The 12456-nt window shown below is 32.5% G+C and carries 12 protein-coding genes; 10 read left to right on the top strand and 2 right to left on the bottom strand.

Annotated features, from left to right (window positions below; all coding sequences use genetic code 11):
- The first annotated feature begins 5 nt into the window (after positions 1-5).
- The 10 genes from atpH (at position 6) to M4I23_RS02585 (ending at position 10257) form a co-directional block, all read left to right on the top strand.
- On the top strand, positions 6-542 hold the full coding sequence (atpH, locus tag M4I23_RS02630; protein WP_158846592.1) for an ATP synthase F1 subunit delta: 537 nt from the start codon (positions 6-8) through the stop codon (positions 540-542).
- 27 nt (positions 543-569) lie between these two features.
- Positions 570-2150 (top strand): F0F1 ATP synthase subunit alpha, encoded by a 1581-nt coding sequence (atpA, locus tag M4I23_RS02625; RefSeq protein ID WP_249753350.1) that lies wholly within the window; start codon positions 570-572, stop codon positions 2148-2150.
- Positions 2151-2256: 106 nt separating this feature from the next.
- Positions 2257-3117: an ATP synthase F1 subunit gamma gene (atpG, locus tag M4I23_RS02620; RefSeq protein ID WP_249753349.1), complete on the top strand. Its 861-nt coding sequence runs from the start codon at positions 2257-2259 to the stop codon at positions 3115-3117.
- Positions 3118-3259: 142 nt separating this feature from the next.
- On the top strand, positions 3260-3760 hold the full coding sequence (locus M4I23_RS02615; RefSeq protein WP_249753348.1) for a hypothetical protein: 501 nt from the start codon (positions 3260-3262) through the stop codon (positions 3758-3760).
- Positions 3761-3818: 58 nt separating this feature from the next.
- Positions 3819-5282: an oligosaccharide flippase family protein gene (locus M4I23_RS02610; RefSeq protein WP_249753347.1), complete on the top strand. Its 1464-nt coding sequence runs from the start codon at positions 3819-3821 to the stop codon at positions 5280-5282.
- A gap of 16 nt (positions 5283-5298) precedes the next feature.
- Positions 5299-5733 (top strand): dUTP diphosphatase, encoded by a 435-nt coding sequence (dut, locus tag M4I23_RS02605; RefSeq protein WP_249753346.1) that lies wholly within the window; start codon positions 5299-5301, stop codon positions 5731-5733.
- 49 nt (positions 5734-5782) lie between these two features.
- Positions 5783-6802: a sugar phosphate nucleotidyltransferase gene (locus M4I23_RS02600; protein WP_249753345.1), complete on the top strand. Its 1020-nt coding sequence runs from the start codon at positions 5783-5785 to the stop codon at positions 6800-6802.
- A 103-nt stretch (positions 6803-6905) separates the two neighbouring features.
- The gene (locus tag M4I23_RS02595; RefSeq protein WP_249753344.1) at positions 6906-8261 is read left to right on the top strand and encodes a lipopolysaccharide assembly protein LapB; all 1356 of its coding nucleotides are present in this window, start codon (positions 6906-6908) and stop codon (positions 8259-8261) included.
- A complete protein-coding gene (locus M4I23_RS02590; protein WP_249753343.1) occupies positions 8261-9031 on the top strand; it encodes a DUF4292 domain-containing protein in 771 nt (256 codons plus the stop codon). The genes M4I23_RS02595 and M4I23_RS02590 overlap by 1 nt, the downstream gene beginning before the upstream one ends.
- Complete coding sequence (locus tag M4I23_RS02585) at positions 9028-10257, top strand: murein hydrolase activator EnvC (protein WP_158846573.1); 1230 nt, start codon at positions 9028-9030, stop codon at positions 10255-10257. Before M4I23_RS02590 ends, M4I23_RS02585 begins: the two co-directional genes overlap by 4 nt.
- A 4-nt stretch (positions 10258-10261) precedes the next feature.
- Here M4I23_RS02585 and M4I23_RS02580 read toward each other — a convergent pair whose 3' ends face one another.
- Together M4I23_RS02580 and M4I23_RS02575 are read right to left on the bottom strand one after the other, a co-directional pair.
- Complete coding sequence (locus tag M4I23_RS02580; protein ID WP_249753342.1) at positions 10262-10972, bottom strand: ABC transporter ATP-binding protein; 711 nt, start codon at positions 10970-10972, stop codon at positions 10262-10264.
- A 6-nt stretch (positions 10973-10978) separates the two neighbouring features.
- Positions 10979-12451 (bottom strand): DUF5687 family protein, encoded by a 1473-nt coding sequence (locus M4I23_RS02575; RefSeq protein ID WP_249753341.1) that lies wholly within the window; start codon positions 12449-12451, stop codon positions 10979-10981.
- Positions 12452-12456 lie beyond the last annotated feature (5 nt).

The raw sequence follows: 12456 nt of genomic DNA, 5'->3' as shown, positions 1-12456 counted from the left end.
TTATAATGGCGGGAGCAAGAGCAGCAATACGTTACGCTAAAGCATTATTAAGTTTAGCATCAGATCAAAATACAGCCGATGCTGTTGGTAATGATATGAAGCTAATCTCTAATACTTTGGCTACAAGTTTAGATTTAAGCGAAGCACTTCAAAGTCCTGTAATTCCATCTTCAATTAAAAAATCAACTTTATTAGAAGTTTTTAAAAACTCTAATAATTTAACAAATAATTTAATTGATACTTTAATTACTAATAATAGAATTAATATTTTGGGCGATATCGCTGTAAAATACAGTCAATTATTAGATAAATCTAAAGGAATTGAAGTAGCAACCGTTACTACAGCAGTAGCGCTAACAGATACATTAAAGAAAAGTGTTTTAGCAAAAGCTAAAACTTTTACAGGAAAAGATGTAGAAGTAGAAAATATTATAGATGAAAACATTATTGGTGGTTTCATTTTACGTATTGGTGACTTGCAGTACAACGCAAGTATTGCCAATCAGCTTAATAAACTAAAAAGAGAATTTACATTAAACTAAGGTCTTTAGATCTAAATAAACAATAAGATGGCAGAATTAAAACCAGCTGAAATATCAGCAATCTTAAAACAACAACTTGCAGGTTTCGAAGCAAGTGCTACTTTAGATGAAGTAGGAACTGTATTAACTGTAGGGGATGGTATTGTTCGTGCTTACGGATTAGCTAATGCCCAATACGGCGAATTAGTAGAATTCGATGGTGGTTTAGAAGGCATCGTACTTAACCTTGAAGAAGACAATGTAGGTATTGTACTTTTAGGAACTTCAGTAGGAGTTAGAGAAGGTTCTACAGTTAAACGTACTAACCGTATTGCTTCTGTAAAAGTAGGAGAAGGTATTGTTGGTCGTGTTGTTGATACATTAGGTAACCCAATTGATGGTAAAGGACCAATAGCTGGAACAACTTATGAAATGCCTTTAGAGCGTAAAGCTCCTGGTGTTATCTATAGAGAACCAGTAACAGAACCGTTACAAACAGGTATTAAAGCAATTGATGCTATGATTCCAGTTGGTAGAGGTCAACGTGAGTTAGTAATTGGTGACAGACAAACAGGTAAAACTGCAGTTTGTATTGATGCTATCTTAAATCAAAAAGAATTTTACGATGCAGGCGAGCCTGTATATTGTATATATGTTGCTATAGGTCAAAAAGCTTCAACAGTAGCACTTATTGCTAAAACTTTAGAAGAAAAAGGCGCTTTAGCTTACACAACAATAGTAGCTGCAAATGCATCAGATCCTGCTGCAATGCAAGTTTATGCACCTTTTACAGGAGCATCTATTGGAGAGTATTTTAGAGATACTGGTAGACCAGCTTTAATTGTATTTGATGATTTATCAAAACAAGCTGTTGCTTACCGTGAGGTATCTTTATTATTACGTCGTCCACCGGGACGTGAAGCATATCCTGGAGATGTATTTTACTTACACTCTCGTTTATTAGAGCGTTCTGCAAAAATCATTAATAATGATGCTATTGCTAGTGAAATGAATGACTTGCCAGATTCATTAAAACCATTAGTAAAAGGTGGTGGTTCTTTAACTGCTTTACCAATTATTGAAACACAAGCAGGAGATGTTTCTGCATATATCCCAACCAATGTGATTTCTATTACAGATGGTCAGATTTTCTTAGATGGAGATTTATTTAACTCTGGTGTACGTCCAGCAATTAACGTAGGTATTTCGGTGTCTCGTGTTGGTGGTAATGCACAGATTAAATCAATGAAAAAAGTATCTGGTACTTTAAAATTAGATCAAGCACAATACCGTGAGCTAGAAGCTTTCGCTAAGTTTGGTTCAGATTTAGATGCTGTTACTTTAAACGTAATTAATAAAGGAAAACGTAACGTTGAGATTTTAAAGCAAGCACAAAACGATCCTTTTAAAGTTGAAGATCAAGTAGCAATTATTTATGCTGGATCTAAAAACTTATTAAAAGACGTTCCTGTTAATAAAATTAAAGAATTCGAAAGAGATTATCTTGAATTCCTAAACGCTAAACATAGAGGTGTTTTAGATACTTTAAAAGCAGGTAAATTAACTGATGAAGTTACAGATACATTATCATCTGTATGTAAAGAGCTTTCAGCTAAATATAAAGCATAAAACATTTTGAATTTATGAGTTAGAATTGTCTAACTCATAAATTCTTTTAAATTATAAAATTAACGTCACTCTGATGGCAATCACAGAGTCTTTATAAAAATAAAGAATGGCTAATCTTAAAGAAATACGTAACAGAATATCATCGGTATCTTCAACGATGCAAATTACCAGTGCCATGAAAATGGTATCGGCTGCAAAGTTAAAAAAGGCACAAGATGTTATTACCGCAATGCGTCCTTATTCAGATAAGTTAACCGAACTTTTACAAAGTTTGAGCGCCACTTTGGATGATGATTCTGGAAGTGCATACGCAACGCAACGTGAAGTAAAAAAGGTGCTAATTGTAACAATAACCTCTAACAGAGGTTTAGCTGGTGCTTTTAACTCTAACATTATTAAAGAAGTTGCGAAATTGACTTCTGAAACTTATGCAAACCAAGAGGTTTCTTATCTTGCTATAGGTAAAAAAGGAAATGATGCCTTTAAGAAAACTAATAATGTTATTGATAACAAAAGTGATATTTACGATCATTTAACTTTTGATAACGTTTCTGAAATTGCCGAAATGTTAATGGATAAATTTATTACCGCCGAATTCGATAAAATCGTAATGGTTTATAATAGATTTAAAAATGCAGCAACACAAATTGTAACAACAGAGCAATTTTTACCAGTTGAACCAGTTGAGGGCGGAGTAGATAATATTCCTTATTATGTTTTCGAACCATCAAAACTAGAAATTGTAGAGGAGTTAATTCCTAAGTCTTTAAAAACACAATTATATAAAGGTATTCGCGATTCTTTTGCAAGTGAACACGGCGCTCGTATGACTGCTATGCACAAAGCAACAGATAACGCAACCGAGCTAAGAGATCAACTTAAATTAACTTACAACAAAGCACGTCAAGCTTCTATTACTAACGAGATTTTAGAAATTGTTGGTGGTGCAGAAGCATTAAATAATTAGACGAAACTTTATATTAGCTAAAGAGATTTTCAGTAGCTCATTAAAATATTAAAAGACCCTTCAAGTTATATAACCTGAAGGGCCTTTTCTTTTTGGCATTAAAATTGAAACTATGCTTTTATAAATTCAAACGAATATTAAAATGAAATTTTTAAAACTCATATCATCTGCCTTTTTACTTTTAGTTATATCGTTTACTTTTACACAATGTGCAAGCTCACAAAAGTTACAAAAAAAAATGCCGTTTGATCTCGGAGAGACTTACTTTCAAAACTGGAATTCTGGTATAAAACATGGTGATTCAGGCACAAATTTATATATTTCCATAAATGCCAATAATGAAATTGCTTTAGATAGCGTCTACTTTAAAAATCAGGTTAAAAAGCTAGAGCTATTAAAAAACAACATATACGTTGCACATTTTATAACAAAACAAAAACCTCATATAAACCTAAGTAGCAATCGTGAAGAAGAATATGGGAATACCATCCAAAAACAGACAAAACCGATTCCCTTTGTTTTAAACAATGACGAATGCGTAATTACCTTTAAACATGGTGAAAAAACTATGTATTATAAAATCTTGAATATCTCTAAAAAACCATCAATTAACTATCCAAGCACAACACATAACAAGCAATAACTTATCTTTGCATTACGTTAGCTAAAACCGTATTTTTAGCCCATCAAACAAGCAATCATTGAGCGCACTTAAATCACTATTCAAACAAACTTTTATTTATGGTTTAGCCACGGTTTTGCCAAGAATGTTGAGTTTTATGCTTGTACCTCTCTATACAAGTGATGGCGTGCTTTCATCGGTTAGTGAATATGGTAAGGTATCGGTTATTTTTTCATATTTCGTACTATTCAACGTCATACTTGCCTATGGTATGGAAACGGCTTTTTTTAGATTTTTCAATAACGAAAAGGATAACACTACTGTTACAGGGACTTCAACAATATCACTTATCATTTCGTCAATATTCTTTTTCGTTTTGGCATTATTTTTTCAAAACCAAATTGCTTCATTTATAGATATTGACGTAAAATACATTAACCTTGTTATTTGGATACTACTTTTAGACGCCTTAGTTATTATACCTTTTGCGTGGCTAAGAGCAACGCAGCAGCCCATGCGCTATGCTGTAATAAAAATTTTGAATGTCGCTATTAACTTAGGATTAAACCTCTTCTTTTTACTCGCTTTAAAAGATTTATCATATAACTTTTCAATTTTCGATAGTATTTGTAAAGACAACTTTGAAATTAGTTACATATTTATAGCCAATCTAATTGCAAGCGGAATAACTCTACTTTTAATGTTTCCTTTCTACACGAGAGTTAAATATATATTCAATTCCGATCTATGGAAACGTATGATGCGTTACGCCTACCCCGTTTTAATTTCTGGCGTTGCTTTTTCTATAAATGAAACATTCGACCGTATTCTACTAAAAAAACTATTACCAGAAAACATTGCCGATACCGATATTGGCATGTATTCTGCATGTTATAAGCTAGCACTGTTTATGACGCTTTTTGCAACAGCCTATCGCTTAGGTATTGAACCTTATTTTTTCAGTCACGCAAAAACTAAAAATCCGCAAAAGAACTATGCTAGAATACTAGAGTTTTACGTAGCGCTTGGGTCCATTATTTTGCTTGGCGTTGTTGTTTTTGCCGATGTTTTAAAACCAATAATAGTTAGAAGCGAAGATTACTGGGAAGCTATGTGGGTAGTACCTATTATTTTAATGGCAAACTTTTTCTTAGGTATTTATCATAATCTATCGGTTTGGTACAAAATTACAGACAAAACAAAATTTGGTGCTTACATCTCAATAGCTGGCGCCATTATAACTCTAACAATCAATATCCTTTTTATAAACGAATATAGCTATAAAGCATCTGCCGTGGCTACACTTTCAGCTTATGCCTTTATGATGATTTTATCCTATTATTTTGGACGAAAATATTATCCAATTCCATATAATCTAAAAAAAATATTATTATATCTTATCCTTTCCATTGGTCTAGCCATATTATCCTTTTATCAATTTAGAGGCAATTATGTTGTAGGCATATCAATGTTAATTGTATTTTTGGGAATCGTTTATTTTTCAGAGAAAGATGATATTAAAAATATCTTAAAAACGAAGTAAAACGTTAGTAAAAACCATGCAAATAAAAATAATAAATAAATCTATCCACGAGTTACCGCACTATGAAACCATAGCATCGGCGGGTATGGATTTACGAGCAAATATATCAGAAGCTATCACGTTAAAACCTTTAGCGAGAACTATTGTAAAAACAGGGCTTTTTATCGAGTTACCAATAGGTTTTGAAGCACAAGTACGCCCACGAAGTGGCTTAGCTGCAAAAAAAGGTGTAACCGTTTTAAACGCACCAGGAACCGTTGATGCTGATTATCGTGGTGAAATTGGTGTGATTTTAGTTAATATTTCAAACGAGGATTTCATTATTGAAAATGGTGAACGTATTGCACAATTAGTAATTGCCAAGCATGAACGTGCCGAATGGATAGCTGTCGAAGAATTATCTGAAACCTCAAGAGGTGAAGGCGGATTTGGAAGTACAGGCGTAAAATAATCAACTTAAACAAAACCAATTCCTCACAAAGGAATAAAATAGACTTACTATGAAAATAATAGTTCCAATGGCAGGACGAGGATCTCGTTTACGGCCACATAGCTTAACCGTACCAAAACCATTAATCCCAGTCGCCGGGCAACCTATTGTTCATCGTTTGGTAAAAGATATTGCAAAAGTTTTAAAACAACCTATCGAAGAAATTGCCTTTGTTTTAGGCGATCCTGCTTGGTTTGGTGACGATGTTGTAGATAGTCTAAAAGCATTAGCCGAAAACTTAGGGGCAAAAGCCTCTATTTATCGTCAAGATAAACCATTAGGAACTGGCCACGCTATTATGTGTGCAGAGCCTTCACTTTCTGGCCCAGCAGTTATTGCTTACGCCGATACATTAATACGTGCCGAATTCGATTTAGATCCAACAGCCGATAGTGTTATCTGGACTAAACAAGTAGATAATCCAGAAGCTTATGGTGTTGTAAAGTTAAACGATAATAAGGAAATTATAGAGCTTGTTGAAAAACCAGAATCTTTTGTTAGCAATCAAGCCGTAATTGGTATTTATTACTTTAAAGATGTTGCTGTTTTAAAAGGAAAGCTACAAGAAATTCTTGACGAAAACATTATGAACGGTGGCGAATACCAAATTAACGACGGTATAAAACGCATGATGGCCGAAGGCAAAGTGTTTAAAACCGGAACTGTAGATGAGTGGATGGATTGTGGAAACAAAGCTATTACCATCGAAACTAACCAACGTATGTTAGGTTTTTTAAAGGCAGATGGTGAAGAGCAATTAGTAGCTTCATCGGCGAAGTTAGAAAACTCGAACATCATAGAGCCATGCTTTATTGGTGAAAATGTAGTGCTTAAGGATGCTACCGTTGGACCTTTTGTATCTATCGGATATAATACAGTTGTTGAAAATTCGACTATTAAAAACAGTTTAATTCAAACAAATTCAAACATTAAAAACGCAAATTTAGATAATGCTATGATTGGAAATCACGTGAAATACGACGGAGATTTTACAAGTATTAGTATTGGTGATTATTCTGTTTTAGAATAATTTTGTCCACTCCCTTGAAACAGGAAATTTTATAAATTGAAGTTTACATTATTAATTAAAATCTAACTCTCAACTTTAATGATAGTTGAAAGGTCTTTTTAAAATGAAACAAAAAATCTACTTATTCATTTTCACCATTGGAATGTTAATCTTTCCGGAGGTGAACTATGCGCAAGTGGATTTTAACAAATTACCAAATGATGATTTAGGTAATAATGACGATGAGTTCCAAGAGTTATTTTACGAAGCTTTAAAACAGAAAAGCATTGAGAATTTCGATCGTGCGGCTGAAAATTTTCAGAAATGTATTGCTTTAAATAAAGCAGTTCCTGTTTTATATTTTGAATTAGGGAAAAGCTATTTTAAACTTAAAAATTATAACGCTGCAGAAGATGCTTTGAAAAAAGCAGTAGATTTAGAGCCCGATAACGAATGGTTTCTAGATGAACTTTACGGTTTTTATGCAGGACAAAACGATTTAGACAATGCCATTAAAACGGTTAAGCAACTTGTTAGTTATCATCCCGATTACAAAGAAGATTTAGCATCACTTTATGTGAAAACTAAAAAGTACGACGAGGCTCTTCAACTTTTAGATGAATTAGATACTAAGTTTGGAGTTTCTATCGCTAGAGATCGTTTACGAAATATAGCATATGAAGCGACAGGTCGTAAAAAAGATCAGATAGAAAATTTAGAATCTCGTGTTGAAAACAACCCTGATAAAGAGTCGAATTATTTAGCGTTAATTTTCCGCTACAGCGAAAACAACAACAAAGAAAAGGCTTTTGAAACAGCAAAGGAACTTCTTAAAACGAACCCGAATTCGCAATTAGTACATTTGGCATTGTACAAGTTTTATTTAGATGAAAACAATACAGACAAAGCTATTGAATCTATGAAAATTGTTGTGCAAAGCACACAAATTAAACCTGAAGCTAAAGTAAAAGTATTATCAGATTTTGTGAATTTCGTTAAACAAAACCCACAATACGAAGCCGATTTACTAGAAGCCACAGCTATGGTAAGCCAGGAAGATAACGAAAAATCGTTATTAGAAATGGGCCAGTATTACTTGTCTAAAAATGATAAACCAAAAGCTCTAGAGTATTTCGAAAAAGCTTTAGCCCAAGACAGCAATAATTTTGCGGTCCTAAAAAATATTTTATTGCTTCAAATAGATTTACAAGATTATAAACAAGTTGAAGAAAAAAGTACAGACGCTTTAGAAAAATACCCATCGCAACCTTTGCTATACTTAATAAACGGCGTGGCTTTAAATAACCTAAATCAACCTAAAAAAGCAATCGATACTTTAGAAATTGGTTTAGATTATATTATTGATGATGTTAAAATGGAAGCCGATTTTTACAGCCAATTAAGTAAAGCTTACACACTTTTAAACAATACCGACAAAGCGAAAACGTTTAGTGACAAGGCACAACAATTAAAAAATTAATGAACAAATCTATATATTACATTTTAAGTTTTATCCTCCTACTAAGTTTTAGCTGTAAATCGGCGCGAACAATTACTGGTGGAGGTGGCGATTTAAACATGTCGTCCAAAGCTGTTATTAAAGAAAACACTAAGAAAAGACCAGATTTTAAAACACTGCAAGCTAAACTTAGAATTAACTTTAATAAAAACGGAAAGTCGCAAACCAATACCGTAAGTTTTAGAGCTAAAAAGGATGAAGTATTATGGATGAACGCTCCATTTTCGGTAATTAGAGCCATGATAACTCCCGAAAAAGTTGGCTTCTACAACAAATTAGACAATACTTATTTTGAAGGTGATTTTAGTTATTTAAGCAAATTATTAGGAACAGAGCTCGATTTTCAAAAAGTACAAAATTTACTTTTAGGCGATGCTATTTTCAACTTAAATAGTGGTTCTTACAGCACTTCGATTATTGATGAAGCCTATGTACTTCAACCTAAAAAACAACAGCTTTTATTTGAAATTTTCTTTTTAATAGATCCGTCTTTATTTAAAATAAAATCGCAACAAATAAGTCAACCTAAAGAATTCAGACATTTACAAATCGATTATTTATCACATCAAGAGGTTGAAAAACAAATTCTTCCAGAAAATATAAAAGTAATTGCTGTGGAAGGTAATGAAGAAACCATTATAAATCTCGAATTTAAAAGTGTTGCTTTAAACGAAGACTTACGTTTTCCGTTTAAAATACCTTCAGGTTTCAAAAAAATTGAATTGGAATGATTTTAGGAAAATCTTCATATAAAATAATATTTCTACTAGGCTTTTTGCTTTGTGGCTCTCTTAGTTTTTCTCAAAACAATAAACAAAAAGAGTTAGAAACACGTCGTCAGGAATTACGTCGCGAAATTCAGAAAATAAACGAATTACGTACAGAAAACAAAACGATTGCTAAGTCTAAACTTTCTTTAATCGAAGATTTTAATCACAAAATAAATGTGTTGGATAACTTAATTAAGGTTACTAACCGCCAAGCCAATTTACTAACGCGTGAAATAAACACAAACCAGAACAAAATAACCAGTTTAAGAGACGAACTCAAGCAATTGAAGGCTGAATATGCCGCAATGATTGTAAAGTCTTATAAGAGCAAAAATCAGCAAAGCAGGATTATGTTTTTATTGTCTTCAAACAATTTTAAACAAGCTTACAAACGCGTGCAATACATGCAACAATATGCGGATCACCAAAAAAAACAAGGTGAAACAATTAAAGCAAAAACACTGGAATTACAAACAATAAACACCAGCCTATTAAAGCAAAAAGGAATTAAAAACAAACTTATTGCTGAAAACAAGGTGACACAAAAATCTTTAGAAAGTGAGCGCAGACAGCAGCAAGCTTTAATGAAAGAGATTCAAGGTAACATTTCACGTTACGCTAACCAAATTAAGAAAAAAGAAAAAGAAGCCAAACGTATTGATGCAGAAATAAATAAAATTATTAGAGCAGCTATAGCAAAATCGAATAAAAAGGCAGGTAAATCGACGAGTTCAAAAACTTTTGCTCTAACGCCGGAAGGCTTAGCATTAGCTAAAAACTTTGAAGCCAACCGTGGTAAATTAGTTTGGCCAGTAAGTAAAGGCGTCGTACAAATGGGTTATGGTAAACAACCTCACCCAGTAATAAAATCGCTAACTATAAATAGTAACGGTGTGCGTATTGCAACCGAAAAAGGCGCAAAAGCTAGAGCTGTTTTTAATGGCGAAGTAATTGGAGTTGTTGCTAATAAAAATGTGAATCCGTTTGTAATTATTCAACACGGAAATTATATTACCTATTACAAAAACTTGTCTAAAATCTATGTGAAAACCGGAGATAAAGTAACTACAAAGCAGGATATTGGCGAGGTATTTACCAATCCTTCAACTGGAGAAACTATTTTGAGTTTTGTAATTTCTAAAGATACGAATACTCAAAATCCGGCGAGTTGGATTTATAAGATGTAATTTTCTATTCTACAACTTCTTCACCAGCAAAATGTGCCTCCAATTCTTTTAGAGTTGCTTCACTAGTTTGTAAATCTTTCACTACCATTCCTTTTTCTAAAACTACAATACGCTCGCAAACATCTGTTACATGCGATAAATCGTGACTAGAAACTAATACGGTAACGCCTTGTTTTTCGGCTAAATCTTTAATAATACCTTTTAAACGGATTTGTGTAGTTGGATCTAAATTCGCAAAAGGTTCATCTAGAATTATAACTTCAGGATTGCCAATAAGTGCGGCAACAATACCCGCTTTCTTTTGATTTCCTTTACTTAAATCACGTAAGTACTTTTTCTGACCTAAAATTTCACCGTGAAAAAAATCAGCAAATTGACCTATCAACGCATCAACATCTGCTTTTTTTTGATTCCTTAATTCACCTATAAAATAGAAATACTCTTCTGGTGTTAAATAACCTATCAGAAAACTTTCATCTATAAAGGCAGAAGTAAAGGGTTTCCAATCTTCACTGATGTTAACTTGCACACCATTATTTGTAATAAAGCCCGTTGTAGGCTGTATTAAATCTAAAAGCAAGCTAAAATAAGTAGTTTTCCCGGCTCCATTATTACCAACTAAACCAAAGCTTTGGCCTTTGGGGATGTCTAAAGATTCAATGTTTAAAACTTGAATTCCGTTATATGTTTTTGATAAGTTTGATGTTGTTATCATAATCCTTTAATTATTTTGTTTGTAAGCTGCTATAGTTTTATATTTCTCTGCTTTATACACTTTTTCAATAATACCAAAAACCTTATTTTTAAATAAAAACCCTGCAATACCGACCAGTGATACTAGTACAAAACCAAATACTTCTCCTAAAGCAAAATGACCAATAGCATAAATAACCATAGGTAAAACTAACTTAGGAATAGTTAATAATAACGTTTTGGCATTAAACGATTTTTTATCGCCAAAAGCCTTTTTATTAGATGTTAAATCTATTGGTGTTTTAATATAAGCGCCTCCCCAAAGTACCATATGTGAGTTTACACCAATATTATAAATAGCTCCTACCACTACAGCTGCGTACGCTTGCCATCCAAAATATAAATAAAATGAAGCGAAGATGGTCGATACGATAGTTGCGAAAACCATTAAATACCATTTAGAAGATAGATACTCTTTGTATCTAATATTCTGACTCATAATTAACGGGTAATATGCACTATCCCAACTTGGAACAAACTGTCCGAAATTGAACAAAAAGCCACCAGAAACAAAAATACCAGCAAAAATTTTCCAAAAAGGACCATTGTAAGCTTCTATTGAATTTGTAAAAAATAGAAGTCCGTAAAAAATAAATAAACCACTCATTAATAAAGTCGTTCTAGAACGTTTATTTCTTTTTAATAACCGAATATCATTCTTTAAAAAAGTTGATAAACTTCCAAAACGATTCAACCATGCAAAATCTTCAGTTTTTACAATTTTCACCTTTTTCGCTAAACCAGCATCGAGATATAAATTTCTTCTAAAATAACTAAACGCTGTTTTATATAATATACCTAAACCCAAAATTGGAATTAAAGCAAAATAAGGAGCGTTATAAAATGCTTGAAATATCGGTTCTGTAAAACTCGCTATATCAAATACATTAAAATATTTTAGTCCACCAAGAATAACAAAAAGACTAAGAATAGAATAAAAAACAGAATCTTTACTATTTACAAAAACATTAATAAAATTATTGCAATAAATTAATGCTAAAATTGCCGCATGCCACCCTAAAACATTGATAAATGGATGTCCTTCAATAACCAAGATCACGGAAAACGGGACAAAAAAGAAGGCGTGTAAAATATTAAAAAAAGATAGAATAGTTTTGTTCAAAGCAAAACCTACAACTTTACTCTTTTTAATAGGCAAATAAAGCAATGGCCTGATATTAACGATTGGCATTTTTTGGAGAAAATAACGAAATACTAAATCGAAAACTAAATAAAAAAGCAACAGATTATTAATGGTTGTTAATGGATCTAAATGCAATTGTTTTTCAATTAAATAATAAGCGCCAACACCTAAACCAAGAAAAGTAACGAGCATCCATAGAGCACTAAATCCCAATAGGATTTTAAAAACCAGATTCATTTTAAATGAAGCCGACCTAAAAAACGCTTTCCATTCTAAACTTAAAAATAGTTTAATCATGGTGC

Source organism: Algibacter sp. L4_22 (assembly GCF_023473045.1).
In the GTDB taxonomy this organism is placed as follows: domain Bacteria; phylum Bacteroidota; class Bacteroidia; order Flavobacteriales; family Flavobacteriaceae; genus Algibacter.
The sequence above is the reverse complement of the archived record's forward strand: the minus strand, read 5'-3'. Positions and strand labels throughout refer to the sequence as shown.